18 protein-coding genes are annotated in these 17,829 nt (G+C 70.2%); 6 read left to right on the plus strand and 12 right to left on the minus strand.

What is annotated here, in order from left to right:
• Positions 1 to 4 precede the first annotated feature (4 nt).
• Genes AC27LF_RS37435 through AC27LF_RS37450 form a run of 4 tightly spaced genes read right to left on the minus strand, consistent with a single transcriptional unit; the run spans position 5 to position 2,908 of the window.
• Positions 5 to 1,525 (minus strand): hypothetical protein, encoded by a 1,521-nt coding sequence (locus AC27LF_RS37435; protein WP_479661082.1) that lies wholly within the window; start codon positions 1,523 to 1,525, stop codon positions 5 to 7.
• A gap of 50 nt (positions 1,526 to 1,575) precedes the next feature.
• The gene (locus AC27LF_RS37440) at positions 1,576 to 2,121 is read right to left on the minus strand and encodes a DUF3558 family protein (protein ID WP_479661081.1); all 546 of its coding nucleotides are present in this window, start codon (positions 2,119 to 2,121) and stop codon (positions 1,576 to 1,578) included.
• 17 nt (positions 2,122 to 2,138) lie between these two features.
• Entirely contained in the window at positions 2,139 to 2,660 is a 522-nt protein-coding gene (locus AC27LF_RS37445; protein WP_479663711.1) for a hypothetical protein, read from the minus strand.
• Entirely contained in the window at positions 2,657 to 2,908 is a 252-nt protein-coding gene (locus AC27LF_RS37450) for a hypothetical protein (protein WP_479661079.1), read from the minus strand. The genes AC27LF_RS37445 and AC27LF_RS37450 overlap by 4 nt, the downstream gene beginning before the upstream one ends.
• An 823-nt stretch (positions 2,909 to 3,731) precedes the next feature.
• Here AC27LF_RS37450 and hemB point away from each other — a divergent pair.
• Positions 3,732 to 4,724 carry a porphobilinogen synthase gene (hemB, locus tag AC27LF_RS37455; RefSeq protein ID WP_479661078.1) on the plus strand — a complete coding sequence of 331 codons (993 nt, stop codon included), beginning with the start codon at positions 3,732 to 3,734 and terminating at the stop codon, positions 4,722 to 4,724.
• Positions 4,725 to 5,046: 322 nt separating this feature from the next.
• A complete protein-coding gene (locus tag AC27LF_RS37460) occupies positions 5,047 to 5,412 on the plus strand; it encodes a DUF805 domain-containing protein (RefSeq protein WP_479661077.1) in 366 nt (121 codons plus the stop codon).
• Between the two features lie 49 nt (positions 5,413 to 5,461).
• Here AC27LF_RS37460 and AC27LF_RS37465 read toward each other — a convergent pair whose 3' ends face one another.
• Complete coding sequence (locus AC27LF_RS37465; RefSeq protein ID WP_479661076.1) at positions 5,462 to 5,749, minus strand: hypothetical protein; 288 nt, start codon at positions 5,747 to 5,749, stop codon at positions 5,462 to 5,464.
• A 340-nt stretch (positions 5,750 to 6,089) separates the two neighbouring features.
• On the opposite strand from AC27LF_RS37465, the gene AC27LF_RS37470 reads away from it, so the two are divergent.
• Complete coding sequence (locus AC27LF_RS37470) at positions 6,090 to 7,589, plus strand: polysaccharide pyruvyl transferase family protein (protein ID WP_479661075.1); 1,500 nt, start codon at positions 6,090 to 6,092, stop codon at positions 7,587 to 7,589.
• A gap of 58 nt (positions 7,590 to 7,647) precedes the next feature.
• On the opposite strand, the gene AC27LF_RS37475 is transcribed toward AC27LF_RS37470, so the two are convergent.
• The 6 genes from AC27LF_RS37475 to AC27LF_RS37500 all read right to left on the minus strand — a co-directional run bounded on the left by AC27LF_RS37475 (position 7,648) and on the right by AC27LF_RS37500 (position 13,270).
• Positions 7,648 to 8,499: a DUF4253 domain-containing protein gene (locus AC27LF_RS37475; protein WP_479661074.1), complete on the minus strand. Its 852-nt coding sequence runs from the start codon at positions 8,497 to 8,499 to the stop codon at positions 7,648 to 7,650.
• Between the two features lie 192 nt (positions 8,500 to 8,691).
• Complete coding sequence (locus AC27LF_RS37480; RefSeq protein WP_479661073.1) at positions 8,692 to 9,294, minus strand: hypothetical protein; 603 nt, start codon at positions 9,292 to 9,294, stop codon at positions 8,692 to 8,694.
• Between the two features lie 223 nt (positions 9,295 to 9,517).
• The gene (locus tag AC27LF_RS37485; RefSeq protein ID WP_479661072.1) at positions 9,518 to 9,880 is read right to left on the minus strand and encodes a hypothetical protein; all 363 of its coding nucleotides are present in this window, start codon (positions 9,878 to 9,880) and stop codon (positions 9,518 to 9,520) included.
• A gap of 94 nt (positions 9,881 to 9,974) precedes the next feature.
• Complete coding sequence (locus tag AC27LF_RS37490; protein ID WP_479661071.1) at positions 9,975 to 11,225, minus strand: helix-turn-helix domain-containing protein; 1,251 nt, start codon at positions 11,223 to 11,225, stop codon at positions 9,975 to 9,977.
• 546 nt (positions 11,226 to 11,771) lie between these two features.
• A complete protein-coding gene (locus AC27LF_RS37495) occupies positions 11,772 to 12,893 on the minus strand; it encodes a hypothetical protein (RefSeq protein WP_479661070.1) in 1,122 nt (373 codons plus the stop codon).
• Positions 12,818 to 13,270, minus strand: coding sequence for an NUDIX domain-containing protein (locus tag AC27LF_RS37500; RefSeq protein ID WP_479661069.1), 453 nt, complete (start codon positions 13,268 to 13,270; stop codon positions 12,818 to 12,820). Before AC27LF_RS37500 ends, AC27LF_RS37495 begins: the two co-directional genes overlap by 76 nt.
• 178 nt (positions 13,271 to 13,448) lie before the next feature.
• On the opposite strand from AC27LF_RS37500, the gene AC27LF_RS37505 reads away from it, so the two are divergent.
• The 3 genes from AC27LF_RS37505 to AC27LF_RS37515 all read left to right on the plus strand — a co-directional run bounded on the left by AC27LF_RS37505 (position 13,449) and on the right by AC27LF_RS37515 (position 15,894).
• Entirely contained in the window at positions 13,449 to 13,610 is a 162-nt protein-coding gene (locus AC27LF_RS37505) for a hypothetical protein (protein WP_479661068.1), read from the plus strand.
• A gap of 664 nt (positions 13,611 to 14,274) precedes the next feature.
• Complete coding sequence (locus AC27LF_RS37510; protein ID WP_479661067.1) at positions 14,275 to 15,027, plus strand: DUF6879 family protein; 753 nt, start codon at positions 14,275 to 14,277, stop codon at positions 15,025 to 15,027.
• A 15-nt stretch (positions 15,028 to 15,042) separates the two neighbouring features.
• The gene (locus AC27LF_RS37515; protein WP_479661066.1) at positions 15,043 to 15,894 is read left to right on the plus strand and encodes a helix-turn-helix domain-containing protein; all 852 of its coding nucleotides are present in this window, start codon (positions 15,043 to 15,045) and stop codon (positions 15,892 to 15,894) included.
• A gap of 86 nt (positions 15,895 to 15,980) precedes the next feature.
• Here AC27LF_RS37515 and argS read toward each other — a convergent pair whose 3' ends face one another.
• Positions 15,981 to 17,759, minus strand: a complete 1,779-nt coding sequence (gene argS, locus AC27LF_RS37520) for an arginine--tRNA ligase (protein WP_479661065.1) — start codon at positions 17,757 to 17,759, stop codon at positions 15,981 to 15,983.
• Between the last annotated feature and the right edge of the window lie 70 nt (positions 17,760 to 17,829).

Genomic DNA, 17,829 nt, shown 5'->3' on the forward strand with positions numbered 1-17,829 from the left:
GGAGTCAGCCTGAGCCGACGCACAGCGGGACCTTCGGACGGGTCTGGGAAGCACTGAAGAACGGCTTCAGGCTCTCGCTCTCGATTTCGACCTTCGCGCCGGGCGGAAGAAGTTTCCGGAGCGCCTTGAGCACCTCCGACGACATCGTGAGGCCCACCCCGCCGCCGGCTTTGGCCTCCAGGTTCGCCGATGTGCACTGGGCCAGCGGGGCGCCGAGCACCGAGCCGTTGGTCACGCCCGTGTCCATGACGAACTTGGCATAGGGACCGGCGAAGGCGGCCGGAATCCCAAGGCCGAGCTGGAACTTGGCCTCGACCGCGGCGGCGACGCCGCTGACGCCGACGGACACCCCGGCGATCGAATCCATGATGGACTTCGCCACGGTCAGACGGGGCGTCACCAGCTTGCCGTCCACCATGCCGAGCGGGCCGTCGAGCCGCCACATCCCGCCTGCGGTCACCGTGGTGTTCTTGCCGCTCAGCGCGGTGCCGATGATGAACTTCCAGGTGTTGCTGTACATCAGCGGCTCGCCCGGCAGCACGGGCACGGTCAGTTCGACGGGGACCTCGACCCGGATCTTCTTGTTGCTGTTCGCGCCGTCGGCGGCGCCGGCGGCGATGTCGATGGAGAAGCCGTCGACCCCCTCGACCACGAAGGTGGATCCGGATCCCAGCCTGCCGTTCGCTATGGAGACGTCGGACCGGACGCGGAGGTCGCCGGTGCGCAACGCGAAGTCGACGAAGACCTTGAGACCGTCGGCCTCGTGGCCGATCTTCAGTCCCAGTTTTCCGGGCGAGGACTCCGGCTGCACCTCCCATCCCCCGTAGCTCCAGGTGACGCTGTTCTCCCGGGCCGGTGGCAGCCGGTCCCCGTCGGCCGAGACGAACCGGGGCTGCCCCAGCGCGATGACCGCACCCGCCCGTTGTGACAGTGCGGCGGGCCGTGCTGTGAACGCCGCCGGGTTCGCCGACGGGGAGGCGGTGCCGGTGCCGCCCGCCGGGACCGACACGGCCCCAGGCAGATCGGGTACCTCCTGGTACAGCGTGGCGCTCTGGTCGATCTTCCGGTCGCTGCGGAAGTGCGCGTCGCGGAAGACCTCGGTGAGCGCCACCGGCGCCAGCGTCACGGCGAGATCGCCACCCTCCGGTTGTACCCGGACGACCCGGCCGACTGCCCTGCTGCTGGCGTACATGACCTTGCCGACCTCGATGTCGGCCGCACCGGCCGCCTGCCCGTCGATCGTCCAGGTCAACCCGTCCGCGCCGGCGGACCGGATGGCACCCGGTCCGCCCGCGACGCGGACCACGTCGGATTGATAGGTCACCGACCGGTCCTCGACCGGTCCGGCTCCGTAGGTGAGGGCGGCTGCTGTGGCGTCCACGCCCTCCGCTCTGCTTCCCTCGGCGGCCGGGGTCTTTCGGGCCTGCCCTGTGCCGCCGGTCGCCGAGGTGCAGCCGGCCAGCATCACGAGGACGAGCAGGGCTCCGGCCGCGGCGCTGAGCCGCCCGGTCAGGTTCCGATGCATGGTTCAAGCTCCTTGGTGGCGTGGGGCGCTCGCACGGTCCGGATCTCCGCTCACAGACGCGCCGCGACCTGGCGTGCCAGGTTCTGCAGCGGTTCGCGGTTGGCCGCGGGATCGTTGAGCCGGACCAGCCGGATCGCCACCCATGTCGTGGCCTTGCGGAAGAAGACCGCGTTGTCCTCGGCGTACGCCTCCTCGCCGGCACCGGAGACCGGCGTGAACGTGTGGCCCAGCGTGCGGTCGATGTCGTAGTACTTCTTGGCGCCGTCGCCGAGGTAGATCTCCACCTGGGCCGTCGGTCCGGTGACCGGTCCGGTGTATGTGCATCCCGGGCTCGTCCCGGGACCTTCGACACCTTCGTTGAGCGGGGTCGCCGCCAGGGCCTCCGCGTCCTTCTTCGGCAGGAGTTCGCACACCTTGACGGCCGCCCCCGCAGGGGACGCCGTGGCCGGGTCCGGGCTCGGCGGTTCGGCTTCACTCGGGGACGCGGGTGCGGTTGCGGACTTGGTGACCGTGACGGTGGGTGCCGGGGATGCCTTCGAGGCACACCCGGTCACCGCGGCCAGGAGCAGGGGTACGGCGATCGCCGTGCGGCGCATGACGGGGTCGTCCTCTCTCAGATCCGGCCGCGGAGCAGACCGACCAGCTTGACGGCCCTCGACCGGTCGCCGTCGCCGCCACCGGTGACGACCTGGACCTGGCAGTCGCGGTCGCCCGCGACGAAGCGCGCGATGCCACCGCTGAGGAAGCGGATTCCATCGGGTCCCGGTTCGCTGCTGACGCCGGGTTCGTCCTGGATCTCACCCGACGCGGCCGTGCTGGGGCCGCCGATGCTGACCGTGACCGAGTGGTAGGTGTCCGGGTTCTCCCATCCGCACACGCTGTCCCCCACCCCCGAAGTGGGTCGGCCGCCGTCGTTCTTGCCGATGACCGGCGTGACCTCCCCGGGCTTGAGCAGGGTGCAGGCGTCGACCGTCGCGCTCTGGTCGGTGTCGTCCGCCGCGGTCGTGGCGGCGGCGGAGGGCCGCCCGCCGGATGCCTCGTCGCCGACGGGCGCCGCGGCCGGGGAAGAGTCGCATGCCGAGGCCGCCAAGGCCAGGGGCACGACCAACAACGCTGTCAGGGATGTGCGCTTCACTTCTGTTCCCCCCATGGGTAAAGCCAGTCTGCTGGGTCGATGCGGTGGGCCGGCCAGCCGACCTCGGCCAGGGCCGCGGCGACGACATCGGCGTCCGGGCCCTCGACGAGCGCCAGCACGACCTCGTCGGCGGGCAGGTGCACAGCGGCGATCAGGCGTACCGCGGAGGCGGCCGGCAGCGGCGGTTGCCATACGGTTCCGCGACCGGAGTCGTCGTAGCGTTCCACCGCGAAGAGTCGCCTGGTCACGGAGTCGACGCTAGGCGGATCGGGGTGCCGTCGAATCGGGTGTTTCCCTATGTATTGCGATGCGTCCGGTCTCAGATCCGGCCCCGGGCCAGACCGGGAGCTATGGGAGTTGCGGGCGTGCGGCTGTCTGGAGCGGGTGCGGGAGCGTACGGCCATGGGACGGCTGTGCAACGGGACGTACGCGCATCACGCTCCCGCCCACGACGTGCAGAACGTTCACAGGGCGAGGGAAGACGCCCCTTGCGACGGACGTCGGGAGCGGGCCGCGGCCCTGCCGGCAGACCTCCCCCGCGCCGACGACCGGCTCACCCTCTCCGCCCGGGAGTGCACCGGCTCGCGCCCGCCGTCTCCGCCTGGTTCGCCGCCGGAGCCACGGCCGCCGCCGTCCATCGCGCGCTGACCGCCGACCTCCCCGCGGACCCGCGGCACCCGGCCGGTCCGGTCGCCCACCGCCTCCGCGAGATGCTGCCGCCGCCCCTCCCGGAGAGTCCACCCGTCGCGGAGGCGGCGCAGGCCGAACCCGCCGTCCGTCCCCACCCCTTCCAGACCTGCGACGGCTGCGAACGTGCCGTCCGGGCCCCGCGCCCCGGCCGCTGCCGAAGGTGCAGATCCGATGCGCCCGCGACCGTCGGTCTGACCCCCGCAGCCTGAGCCGACCATGGTCGTCCGACCACGGCGTACGACCTTGGCGCACGGCCCTGACACAGGGGTCCTGGACGACATAGGGGTCCTGGAAACAGGGGGCCTCCGCCGGGTTCCCGGGCTCCTGGGGCCGACCGGCCGTCGGCAAAACGGGTGCCGGGGCGGGCGTAGCGTAGAAGCCATGACGAAGTATGGATCCTTCCCCGGTACGCGTCCCCGTCGGCTGCGCACCAGCCCCGTCATGCGCCGCATGGTCGCCGAGACCCGGCTGCACCCGGCGGACTTCGTCCTGCCCGCGTTCGTGCGGGAGGGCGTGAGCGAGCCCGTGCCGATCGCCGCCATGCCGGGCGTCGTCCAGCACACCCGGGACAGCCTGAAGAAGGCCGCCGCGGAGGCCGTGGCGGCGGGGATCTCCGGGATCATGCTGTTCGGGGTGCCCGAGGAGGCCAAGAAGGACGCCGTCGGAACCCCGGGGACCGACCCGGACGGGATCCTCCAGGTCGCGATCCGCGATGTGCGGGCCGAGGTCGGCGACGACCTGCTCGTCATGTCCGACCTCTGCCTGGACGAGACCACCGACCACGGACACTGCGGTGTGCTCGACGAGCAGGGGCGCGTCGACAACGACGCCACCCTGGAGCGGTACGCCGAGATGGCCCGGGTGCAGGCCGACGCCGGTGCCCATGTGGTCGGGCCCAGCGGGATGATGGACGGGCAGATCCGGGTCATCCGGGAGGCGCTGGACCAGATCGGACGGGAGGACGTGGCGATCCTCGCCTACACCGCCAAGTACTCGTCCGTCTTCTTCGGGCCGTTCCGGGAGGCCATCGCCTCCTCGCTCACGGGCGACCGGAAGACGTACCAGCAGGACCCCGCCAACTGGCGTGAATCGCTCAGGGAGTTGGCGCTGGACCTGGAGGAGGGGGCCGACATGGTGATGGTGAAGCCGGCCGGGCCCTACCTGGACATCCTGGCCCGGGTCGCCGACGCCGTGGACGTGCCCGTCGCCGCCTACCAGATCTCCGGCGAGTACGCGATGGTCGAGGCCGCCGCGGAGAAGGGCTGGGTCGACCGGGACCAGGCGATCATCGAGACGCTGACCGGTATCAAGCGGGCCGGGGCGCGCACCATCCTCACCTACTGGGCCGTAGAGGCGGCCCAGCGGCTGCGCTGACGGCCGCCCGCTCCACGGCCGGTCGGACACGGTTCGAGGTCGTTCCGGTACCGAACCGGTGGCGGGGCGATCTCGGTGTGTCTGCGGTTCGGCCACGAAACGAACTCGGTGACCGAAACGTCCGGAGGCCGGCCGGGGAATCCAGGGTGGTCAAAGGCTGGTCTGTCCTGAAATCGACGTAGATCCAAGGGTGTTCGCCGTCCGTGGGCGGGGCGTTCCAGGTCGGCGGCGGGCGCGACAGGTTCCTGTCAACGTCCATATCCTCTGCGCCTGGCCTGATCCGTTCCGGTGGGCCCCGGATGTCGATCCCTGGGGGGACGCAATGAACTGGTACATCGAAGTGCTCAAGAAGTACGCGGTCTTCGAGGGGCGGGCGCGCCGCAAGGAGTACTGGATGTTCGCGCTCGTCAATGTGGTCATCGCCATCGTGCTGGCCATCGTGGACGTCATCCTGGGCAACCAGATCCTGTCCCTCATCTACACCCTGGCGATCCTGCTGCCCGGCCTCGGTGTCTCGGTCCGCCGACTGCACGACACCGGCCGCACCGGCTGGTGGCTGCTGATCGGGATCATCCCGGTGGTGGGCTTCATCGTGCTGCTGGTCTTCACGGTCAGCGAGGGCACGCGGGGGCAGAACGCGTACGGGGCGGACCCGAAGGACGGCGGGTACTCTCCGGCGCACAGCTGACGCCGGGGGCGCGCACGCGCCCGACCGGTCCGAAGGCCGCCCGGCCCGCTCACCGGGCGGCCTTCTGGTCGTCCGCGTCCGCGAGGCGAGCGGTGTTCTGGCGGTCCGCGTCGGCGAGGTGGGCGGTGTTCTGGCGGTCCGTGTCCGTGAGGTGGGTGGTCTTCCGGCTGTCCGCGTCCGCGAGGTGACCGGCCGACGGCGCCTGCCGTGCGGTGGCGGGGGTGCGGTCCGACGGCCCCTCGTCGCGAAGGCCCATCCCGTCGTGACATCCGCTCAGAGCGAGGGCGACGAAGGCGGCCAAGGCGACGAGCGCCGCGCGGGCGCCGCGAGCGGGCATGGGTCCTCCCGGCGGTGGGGGCGAAGGGCGCGGACCCAGCGTGCGGCGGACGGTGGCGGCGGCGCCATGGCCCGGCCTGAAGTGGGGACGCCGGGGGACGGTCCGGCCCCCTGACCTGCCCGGACGGCCCGTCCCAAACCGAGAAACGGGACACGGGAAGCCCCACAGCCCGCCGAGACCGACACGCGCGCACGCCTGACGCACACCGTCCCCTTGACATCCCTTAACCCTGTCTTCACCCCTCCCTTGCTTTTCACGTAAGGTGCATTCGCACGCACAGTCGAACTGCATATATGCGCCCCGACCGTGCGGATTTCGTCCGTCGTAGCCGGGGAGTGTCGTGAAGCGCATCCTGATCCGTTCCGGGAAGAGCCCGTTCCATGTGGCCACCCCCACCGAGTTCATCCAGCAGGACCTGATCGGGACGAACACCGGCAATCTGCTCTTCAGTGACTCCGCACACAAGATGCTGACGACACCGGACACCGAGGTCGTCTCCAACGGCATCCGCACCAACGCGTCGCCCGAGCGCGCCGCCGAGATCAACGAGCAGTACGACGCCTTCGTCGTCCCGCTGGCCAACGCCTTCCGGCCCTCGTTCCACGCCTCGCTCGACCGGCTGTCCACGCTGATCGAACAGCTCACCATTCCGGTCGTGGTGTTCGGCGTCGGCGCCCAGGCGGGCGACGACTACGAGACCGACGTACTGAAGCCGATGGAGGCATCGGTAAAACGATTCATCTCCGCCGTTCTCGACCGGTCGGCGTCCATCGGTGTCCGTGGCGAGCTGACCGCGCGGTATCTGACGGGCCTCGGCTTCGGCTCCGACAAGATCGACATCATGGGCTGTCCGTCGATGTTCCTCTACGGCGACAGGTTCCCCGAGATACGCGCCACCGAGATCTCAGCCGACTCGCGCATCGCCCTGAACCTCTCGCCCAACGCGATACGGGTCGGCGACATCACCGGCATCGCACACCACGCGTGGGAGCGCTACCCCCGCCTCACCTACTACGCGCAGAACACCTCCGACGCGGAGCTGCTGCTGTGGGGCGACACCAGCCCCGAGTCGGGCCGGCAGGACGCCTTTCCGCGTCAGCTCAGCCACGCCATGCTCCAGGAGAACAAGGTCCGCATGCCGCTGGACCCGGCCACCTGGATCAAGGAACTGAGCGGCTACGACTTCGCGTACGGCACCCGCATCCACGGAAACATCGCCGCGCTGCTGGCCGGCACGCCCGCGGTCGTCCTCACCCATGACTCGCGCACGCTGGAGCTGTGCCGGTACTTCGACATACCGCACCGCCAGCTGTCCGCGCTGCCGGGCGACACCGATCCGCGCGACCTGTACGAGGACGCCGACTACTCGGCGATGATCAAGGGCCACGGTGAACGCTTCGAGCGGATCGTCGCCTTCCTCGACCGCAACGGCCTGCGGAACACCTACACCCACGGCGATGGCGGCGCCGCCTTCGAGGCCAGGCTCGCCGCGCTGGACCTGCCTGCGTCGATGTCCGTCTGGGATGGCTCCCACGATGAGTACATGCGCTACCGCGTGAGCCGGCTGCGGGAGCGGATCACGACCGCCGATGCCCGGATCGACAAGCGGGTGGACGAGGCCAGGCAGTTGCGCGTCCGGCTTGCCGCGGCCGAGAAGCGGGAGGCCGCGACCGCCCGTCAGCTGGAGGCCGTGCGCAAGGAACTGGCCGCGGCCCGCAAGCAGTTGGCCGCGGTGGAGCGCCGGGTCGGCGGCATCGAGAAGCGGGTCCTGGTCAAGGTCGGCCCGGCCCTGCGCCGCCGAGCCCGAAAGCTCTCCGGTTCGGCAGCCAAGAAGCCCTGACAACACCGCCCGGCCGACCCAGGCGCATACCGCGGTGCCGTGGGAGCGGGGTCGAAGGTCAGTCCCACCAGAAGGGCCAGGTGCGTTCCGTCATCAGGGTTTCGGCGTAGTCGGCCAGGTTGCCGGGGCCGTTCTGGGTGAGGTTGTCCGGGCAGAACGCGAAGTGCTCGGCGGCCAGCGCCTGCGCCTCGGCCCGGGTGGCGGGCGGTGCGGCCACGGAGACGACCAGCGTGTCGAAGCCGAGGGCGACCACCCGTATCCCGAAGCGGTCCTCCCATGAGCGCAGCACCGCGCAGAGCCGGGCGACGTCGTTCTCATGGTTGACCGGGCCGCTCCAGCCGATGGCGGCGGGGATGTCGGCGGAGCGGCGGGCCGGGACGAGCGCCAGATGCGGGTCCTTGAAGGCGGCGTGCGCGTGGCCGCCCGCGTCGGCGCCGCTCAGCAGGTCGGCGACCCGGGCGGCGCAGACCCCGGGCTCGACGGTGAGCGACCCGGCGGGAGCCAGTCCGGGCCAGTCCGCCCCGAACGGCGCAAGGAGCCGGGCCAGTTCGGGATCGAACCCCTCCTCCTCGTCGTCGACCATGGCTTCCCAGCATTCCGCGAGCACGTCCTCGGCGTCATGGTCCCCCGGGTACGAGGTCTCCGCCGGGGACAACTGCCACCGCTCCGGGCCGCCTTGGGAGCCGCCCAGTTCGAGGAGCACGGGCAGCAGGCCCACCCGGCCGGCCGGTGCGCCCAGCGCCGCCCAACTGCCGGGCGCGGCCGACTTGTCGGCGTGCCACAGCAGGGGCTGGGGCCAGGGCCCGTCGTCCGTCGCGTCGATCAGTCTCCCGGGCGGGAGCCGGAGCCCCAGGGAACGCCCGCTCGGGTCGGCCGCCAGCTTGGGCAGCGGGTTGGGAAGAGTCGCCATACCGCGACTTTAAGGTGAGGCACTGACAACGCCGACGGCCCCCACCGGAACGTCTTGAGTTCCAGTGGTCGTCGCAACACCCCAGTTCGGGGAGTGCGATGGACTTCGAGGGCCGGGCCCACGCGGAACGAATGCGGGTCCGGCGGCATGGGAAGCCGGTCACTTCGCCGCGACCGGCCCGAGGCGGGTGTATCAGGTGCAGGCGACCTTCAGCAGCGTCGCGATCCGGGTGAACTCCTCCTCCAGGCGGTCGCGTCCGAGGGCCGCGAACTCGCGGTCCAGGTCCGCCGGTGTCACTCCGCGCAGTTCCACCATCGTGCGGGCGGCCCGGACCCAGGGGGCCCACTGTGAGCCGTATTTCACCTGCTCCATGTACGCGCCCGGGATGGGCTGGAGCGTCTGTGGGTGGTGGAGGGGGCCGACGACGCCCCACGCGGGTACGCGTCTCGCCCATGCCGCCACGAACTGCCCGCGGCGCAGGGCGTTGCAGAGCTGGATGGAGATCCCGGCGCAGGGGACGCACACCGGCGGGCTCGTCGTGCGTTCCCCTTCGCGGATCGCGCCGACGCTGTCCCGCAGGAGAAAGAGGTGCGGGCCGTGCGGGTCCGGCGGCATGCGGGAGCAGACCTGGCACATCATGTTGAGCATGGCGCGGCGCTGCCGGTAGGGGTGGACGTTCCGGAGCTGTGGGCTGCCCCGGCGCCGCTTGGGCCGGAGGGCGTAGCGGGCCCACAGCACGCCGAAGCTGTCGCGGTCGTACGGTGTCTCATCCGCGTACGCGATCCCCGGGACCACGCGGCGGCGGACGATCGGACACTTCAGGAGCCTTTCCTCACTCCATCCGGCGATGTACGGGACAACACCTGGCGGTGCCGGAGGCAACACGATCGAGAACCTTCCTTTGTCGAGACGAGGGTGGCGGGCCCGCCGGCCCCCGCGGGGGAGAGACGGGAGCGGGAAGCCGGCGGGAGTCTGGGAGGCTCCGGTCGCCCCCTGGGGCGCGAGCGACCGGAGCCGGTCATGAGGTCAGCGGCCGATACCGGCCACGAGGGCACCCATGAGGGCGGCCAGGACCAAAGCCGCGGCCGACGATGCATTTGGCGGCTGTCGCCTTCGTCTCGCAGAGGTCGTGCACGGGCCTGTGGGCGAACAGGCCGCGGTGCGCACGGTCGGCGACGCACTTCCGGTAGGCGCGCGGGAAGCACGTACCCGCGTCAGCCTTCTGCTCGCCGAGGTCGACAGCCGTCTCGATCGTCAGACGCCGGTCGCACCAGATGCGTGCGCGGCCGGCCCCCGGGGCCTCGTCCAGGCTGTCCACGTCGGGCAGTCCCAAGATGTCCAGGACCTCGGTCGGCGGCACGTTTACGGTTTCGCTCGACATGGTTCACTCCTCCGCGGTCACGGTGATCCGTCTCACACCTGTGACCGTAGAAGCCCGCGCGTACTACCGCCGACCGGAATCCGGTCGCTACACCTCAAGCAGCGAGGATGCCAACCTTCGCCGCCAGCTCCGCCGCCCGCCGACGACGAGCAGCCTGCGTGGACTCCACTTCTTCCAGCAGGATCGCCCGTGCATATCCGTTGTACCGGATCGTCTCCGGCGCAGCCTCGAACGCCTTCTCCAGCGAAGCGACCGCCACGTCCGGCTGGTTGTCGATCTGGTAGCCGCGGGCCTCCTCGATCCGGTGCCGAGCCCGCCGCGGACGCGACTTGATCACGGTCGTGTCGGCCTTCGCAGCCTGCCGTACGGACTCGCCGCCCTGGCGCAACTCCACCGCTACGGTGACCGCGTGAGCGCCCATCACGGCCCGGCCGAAGCTGGTGACGGGATGGTAGTAATCGGCTGGCAGTCGGTTCGCCATCTTCTTGGCCTTGTCCCAGTGCCCCCACGCGGTGCCGGTCTCCCGCCGGCGGGCCGCGGTGTAGCCGAGCTCGAACTCCAAGGCGCCGGCGATGGCGAGGACATCGTCGCTCGCGTCCGGCAGCAGCGGGTCCAGGAACCGGACAGCCTCCAGGTTGATGGCGTCAGCCGCGTCGAAGTGCCGCGCCCCGGAGTCGCGATGTGCCTGCGCGAGCAGCCAGGCGGCGACGCCGATGGTGTGCGGGTCGCCGGAGTCCTGGGCCGCGACCATGCCCCGCTCTGCGACGCGCCACAGCAGGGCGGCATCCGGTTGGTAGGCGATGAAGAACTGGCTGAGACTGTAGGTCTCGGCGAGCAGGGCCTGCGCCGCGCGCCGTTCATTGGCGGTGTCGGCGTGCCGGACGAGGGCCTGGCCGTCGCGGATCAGGTCGGGCAGCAGCTTGCCGATGGCCTCGCGGTGGTTCTTCGCCGCGTGCCGTTCCTTCCACGCGGCGTGCAGGCGGGCTTCGAGGTGCGCCACGGGCGGCGGCTCGGTGTCTGAGGACAGGGTGAAGGTGTCGATGGCGGCCTTGACCGCGGCGAGGCGTGGGTGGCCGGGGCCGATGAAGAGGTCGACGTGCATGTCCGGGTGGCCTGTCAGATCGGCGAGGTCGCCGACGCGTAGGGCTTCGGCGATCCGCAGCACCATGTCGAGGCCGGGGGCCTTCTGCTGCCCGTTCTCGATCTTGCGGAGGGTGTGTGGTGAGAGCGCTACGAGGTCGGCGAGCTGGGCTTGGGTCATTCCGCGGCGTTCGCGGAGGATCTGCACTCGTTGGCCGAAGCGCACCGAGTCGGCGTACGGGTCCGAGGTGGCATCAGATGGCACGGTCTGGCCCCAATCTCTGAACAGGTCGCACTGTCAGGGTATGAGGCGGGGCCATTTCCGTGTGAGGACTCTGCTGCCTGTTCATGTCCGGCATGACGAAATAGCCCTGCCGCCCGAGCGGCAGAGGGCGTGTGCCTTTCGGGGCGGGGTCGCCCGAGCGCGAACTGGAACGCGCGGCGGCGTGACAAGCCACGGGTTCGCTCTGAACGTCGCGCCGGACCTGGCCGCGTTCTCGACCTTCACGGCATGCGGACTGCCCGAGGTGGCCATGACCTCCCTTGCGGACATGGCCGCCGCCTTGGGTAAGCCCGCCCGTACTGCGAGAGGCTGTAGCCGCGGCTCTCGGGGCGGTTTGACGACCCGGACCGTCCAGAGCCTCACCGCCGCCCAGAGGAACGCCCGACTGGGCGAGATCAGCGTGCACGCCAGAACCGAGTTCTGCTCCATCCAGCCCGGCGGCCGTGATCACCGAAGGGGCAGGGGACAGTGGGCCGCCCCGCCCTCCAGCACGCAGGACGGGGCGGCCGTGGGTTGCAGGGAGGCAGGTCACACCGCGGGCTGCCCGCTTACCGGACGTGTCTCGTGGCTGCTGGGCGTCTGCTGCGGTGCCAGGTAGCTTCCGGCCTGGAACATGGCGCTGAACGCTCCCGGACCGTGGCGGTCGTCGAGCCACCGGCACAGCCGGATCGCGTCACCGCTGACGATGGCGGCCACGACCAGGTCGTGCAGGGCTTCAGGCTCGCCCCCGCCGAACTCGGCGAGCCACAGCTCGTACCGGTGGTTCACGCCCTTCTCGTAGCGGCACAGCGCGTTGACGTAGGCGCCTGCTTCGCCGCTGGTCAGGCCGTTGAGGTCTCCGGGGTCCATGGCAGCGCCGAGTCGGCCCGTCACGTCCCGGTAGGCCCACCATCCCGGATCGCTCGGAGAGTCGGGACCTGTGACGCCGAACCGGCCGGCGACGTACCGCGTGACGCGCCGGGCCTCCCGGTCGCAGGCTCCTTCCATGACGACACCCAGGTTGCGGGTGTGCGGGGCGTCGTGCGGGTCGGCCGCCGAGTACGAGCGCCCATCGGGGCGGCGCCAGTTGATGCCGTACTGCGTCCGCATCACCTTCCCGTCGACGAGGACGTACCGGCGAGCAGACCCGTAGTGCAGACAGTCGTGCGCGTAAGCCCGTACCACGTCGAGCATTGCCAGACCGGGATCGGCCGGGACTGCCCGGTCCATCGGGCCGTACATGGTGATGACGGCGGCCATCTGCATATGCCGGTAGCCCTGGTTCGGGTGGTGGAATCCACCCCAGGCGCCGGGGCGTGTCGACTCGGCGCCGACGAGTATGCGGTCCAGGGGCACCATCTGGTCGAGGCCGAACTCGGCGTACCGGATGCGGGCACGGCGCAGTCCGCTGCGCACGAGTGCGGTGTCCAGGCCGGCGTCCTCCCACGCCTCCAGGCGGTCGGAGAGAGTGCGGAAGACGTGCGCGGAGTGCTCGGTACTGCTGGTCAGCGGCGAGAGGTCGTCGCGCCACGCGGTGAGCGCGTCGGCTACCGCCGTCCGGTCGCCGACCAGGGTCTCGTTGGGCGCGAACAGGTTCAGGTCGTGGTGCCGTTGATGAGCTGTCGGTGGGATTCCTGCATCCCCTCCGGCAGATCCGTAGGTGTGACCCATCGGGCCTCCAGGATCTCGAAGGTGTCGAGAGCGAGGGAGCCACCGACAACGAGCGCTTCGTAGGCGACCTCAATGCGCAGCTTGTAGCCGCTCTTGAGGTGCACCAGGCGGCCGACCTTGACGTCCAGGCCGGTCTCTTCCTTCACCTCCCGGACGATGGTCTTCTGGAACTCCTCGCCCTTGTCGGCGTAGCCGGTGGGGAGCCCCCATGGCCTTTCGGGCGGCCACATGCGGTGGCGGAGCAGCAGGACACGGCCGGAGTCATCGCGGACGACACCGGTCACGCCGACCATGAACTTGGCGTGGGCAAACCAGAGGACGCGCCACTGGAGCGGGCCTCGGATCGCACGCCACAGGGGGGTGATGAGTCGCTTCATCGGTGGACCCTTTCCGGTAGGAGATCCGCCATAGTGGCGGCCGTCTCCTGGTGGTGACCAATTGCCTGCGTGGGAGGGGTGAACGGCTGTCCGGCTCATGGGGACGGTACTGGGCAGCCGCCCCGCTGCCGGCGGGGCCGGCCGCGGAGCTTTCTGGGGTGGAGGGGACGTCCGGGGTGTGGCTACGGGCGCAGTCGGGGCAGGCGTACACCTCAACGTCGAGGACGTGCACGCCTTCCTGGCCGCGGGCGACGCCGGCGGACACGGCGCCGAACACGTCGAGCAGAGTCCTGGCGCACCAGCAGCAGGCCCACCCCGAGTACTGGGCATAGGTCAGTGACGCGACAGGCGGTGGCTCGTGCCGCGAGGGGCATGGGCGATCGGCGAGCGGGATCACGTGGTTCCTCTTCCGGCACCCGGCGCAGGCGTACAGGGCGGCCTGGACGGGCCCGGAGACTGCGTCCTGACCTGGACGAGGCGCACATCGTCGCCGAGCCCCTTGCACCAGGAGCACAGGCCGGACCTGCCTTGGGAGGGCGGCGACCGGCGGGACTCGGCACGCACGCACGGCGGGCAGCCGCGCGGGTACCAGCGGGCGCCGCTCCTTCCCTAGGCCGGCAGCGTGCGCCAAGGCTCATGACGGCGCCGGCGGTGGGGTGCGTGGTGCGCCAGACGCACGCCCGGCCGAGCAGCTGATCTGAGCGAGGGCGGGTGACGCCGGATCCACGGACAGGGACGGCAGCACGATCCCGGCTTGATCGAGTGCCGCTCGCAGAGACTCGACCGCCGTGAACGGATCGACGTCTTCCCATTCGCCTGCTGTGGCCATGAACAGGACGGTAGGCAGCGGGCCTGCTCTCGAACCACAGAGGTTGCGCGAAGTTGCTTGACGCATACAGCACGTTGCGCGATGTTGCTGACAAGGACCCCTGCGAGCCGGTGACGGATGATGCGGACCTCGGACAGGCTGAGCTGATCAGTCCTCAGGCGAAAGGGAACTGGTCATGGCACGACGACTGCGCTTCAACGGCACGGGCAGCGGCGTCAACGGCTGCCCGTCCGTACACGAAGACCTGGACAGCGGCGAGGTGATCGTGCACGGTCCGCCCCTCACGGACCCCGCCGACATCGGCCAACTGCACCACCTGAGCGAGGGCGAAGTCCCCATCGTGGTACCACGCGAAGTACTCGTGGACTTCGGTCCCAAGGAGGTCACCCGCGTGCCGAACATCATCGGACTTGACGAGTTCGACCAGCTCTTTACCCAGTTCAAGCACACGGCGTGGCGCCTGGAGTCACGCCGCCGGTACGCATCTGACGAACAGACCGAGACCTACCGGCAGTTCACCCGTGGAGAGGCCGTCGACTGGGAGGGAGCCGACGCCGAGTGGTGCGCCGAGCGGCGTGAGCAGACCGGGCTCGGTAAGCGTTTCGAGCGGGTGAGGATCATCGACAGCCCACCCACGCCTGGCCAGCTGTACCTCCTCGACAACGCGCGGCGCAACAGCAGCGTGGGCGAGACGATCTACAGTCTGCGGCGAGCGGACGCTGACCGCGTGGCGCTGCCCGGCGAAGATTTCTGGCTGTTCGACTCGCGGCTTGTCGCGCTCCTCGACTTCGACGCAGACGACCAGCTGCTCAGCGTCGAACTCATCACGGAACCCGCCGCGGTGCTGCGGTACGCCCAGGCCCGCGACGCGGCAATGCATGATGCCATCCCGTACGAGGAGTTCGCGGCCGAGTCGACCGCGGAGTAAGGCAAGGGCGCACCGGTGAGCACGGACTATCAGCAGGCACGAGAAGCACTCGGAGTGCGGCTCCGCGAACTGCGGCTCTCGGCCCCTGGCGGCCGGCTCACCGGCACGCAGCTCGCCGTCCTGTGCTCGTGGAACAAGTCCAAGGTGTCCAGGATGGAGAACGGGCGCCAGACGCCCACGCCCGACGACCTGCGCCAGTGGGCCGATGCAGTGGGCCGGCCCGAGGCGTACGACGAACTCCTCGCCAGACTGCGCGGCTTCGAGTCCCACATCCGGTCGTGGCGCCGACAGCTGGCTGCCGGGCACCGGGCGGTACAGGACACACACCTGAGCGCCCACACGGACGCCACGGTGTTCCGCGGCTGGGAAACCTCCATGATCTTCGGCATCCTCCAGACACCGGACTACGCCCGAGCCATCTTCACCAGGTACGCGGAGCTACAGCGGTCGCCGAGGGATACCGAGGAAGCGGTCCGGTCCCGGATGCTGCGACAGCAGGCCCTCTACGACTCCTCGAAGCGGTTTCACCTGCTGCTCTGGGAGGCGGCCCTGCACGTCCTCGTGTGCCCGCCCGCAGTTCTCGCCGCTCAGCTCGATCGCCTCGCGGGAACGATCGGTCTGGACACTGTTGAGCTGGGGATGGTCCCGCTGTCGGCGTCGGTGAAGATCCCCCCGTCCACCGCTTTCTGGCTGTACGACGACCGGCAGGTGATCGTCGAGAACTGGCACGCGGAACTGTGGATCGATGACCGGGCGAGCGTGGACACCTACCTGCGGGCCTGGGAGACGCTGCGTGAGTCGGCGGTGTACGGGGCGGACGCTCTGAACGTCATCCACCGGGCCCGGCACGCGCTCGTCCCGCGGTGAGTGCGCGTTCTCGGACATGACGAAACGGCCCCCGGCCGGAACGGGGTCCGGCGGGGGCCGTGCGCGGCTGGGCGCGGTGGCGCGGGTCAGAGTCGGTCGGGTGTGCGGATGCCCAGCAGGCGCATGCCGCGGTGCAGTGTGCGGGCCGTGAGGTCCACGAGGAACAGGCGGTTCTCCCGCTGCTCCGGGGTGTCGGCCTTCAGCACCGGGCACTGGTCGTAGAACGTGGTCAGCAGCGTGGCCAGGTGGTACAGGTACGCGGCCAGCTTGTGCGGTTCGTACGCCGCGGCCACCTCGCGGACCGTCTCGGCGAACTGGTCCAGGTGCAGGCCCAGCGCGCGCTCCGCCGGCGCCAGCGGCAGCTCCGGGTGGGCGGCCGGGCGGGCGTCGCCCGCCTTGCGCAGGATCGACTGGATACGGGCGTACGCGTACTGGAGGTAGACCGAGGTGTCGCCGTTGAGCGAGACCATCTGGTCGAGGTCGAACTTGTAGTCCCGCACCGCCGACGTGGACAGGTCCGCGTACTTCACCGCACCGATGCCGACGTACCGGCCGTTCTCGACGATCTCCTCCTCGGTCAGGCCCACCTTCTCGGCCTTCTCGCGGACGACGGAGGTCGCCCGGTCGATCGCCTCGTCCAGGAGGTCGACCAGCCGGACCGTCTCGCCCGCACGCGTCTTGAACGGCTTGCCGTCCTTGCCGAGGACCGTGCCGAACGCCAGCTGCCGCGCCTTCACGTCCCCATTGAGCCAGCCCGCCCGGCGGGCCGTCTCGAAGACCATGCGGAAGTGCAGCGACTGGCGGGCGTCGACCACGTACAGCAGCGTGTCCGCCTTCAGGTGGAAGACGCGGTCCCGGATCGCCGACAGATCGGTGGCCGCGTAGCCGTAGCCGCCGTCGGACTTCTGCACGATCAGCGGGACCGGCTGGCCGTCCGGGCCCTTGACGTCGTCGAAGAACACGCAGAGCGCGCCCTCGGAGCGGACCGCCACGCCGGACTCCTCCAGCAGGCGGCAGGTCTCGGCCAGCATGTCGTTGTACCCGGACTCGCCGACGATGTCCGGGTCGCTGATCTCCATGTCCAGCTTCTCGAAGACCGAGAAGAAGTAGATCTTCGACTCGTCCACGAACCGCTGCCAGATGGCGAGCGTGGTCGGTTCGCCGGCCTGGAGGTCGACCACCCGGCGCCGGGCCCGCGTCTTGAACTCCTCGTCGGAGTCGAAGAGCCCCCGCGCCGCCTTGTAGAGGCGGTCGAGGTTCGACATCGCCTCCTCGCCGGAGACCGCGGTGCTCTCGTCGGCCTTGTGGTCCAGCTCGTGCGGGTGCTCGTCCAGGTACTGGATGAGCATGCCGAACTGGGTGCCCCAGTCGCCGATGTGGTGCCGGCGGATCACGGTCTCGCCGGTGAACTCCAGGATCTGGACCACCGCGTCGCCGATGACGGCCGAGCGCAGATGGCCGACGTGCATCTCCTTCGCCACGTTCGGCTGGGCGTAGTCGATCACCGTCGTACCGGGGTCGGGGGCGTGGGGCACGCCGAGGCGGCCCGCCTCGTCCGCGTACCGCTGCGCGAGGTTCCGGGTGATCGCGCCGTCGCCGACGGTGATGTTCAGGAAGCCGGGCCCGGAGACCTCGATGTCCTCGATCACATCACCGGTGACGACCCGGGAGACGACCTCGGCCGCCAGCTCCCGCGGGTTCGCCTTGGCCTTCTTGGCGAGCGCCAGGATCCCGTTGGCCTGGAAGTCCGCCCGGTCGCTTCGTCGCAGCAGCGGGTCCGCGGAGTCGGCGTCCGGCAGTGCCGCCGAGAGGGCCGCCGCGAGACGCTGCTGTACGGAGTCGCTGAGGGACGTGACCGAGGCCATAGGAAGGGGTGCCGTTCTCCTCGTGGGGATGGATGGTCTCCGTCAGTATCCCACGGGGGGTAAAGCGGTT

This window comes from Streptomyces diversicolor (assembly GCF_057537855.1).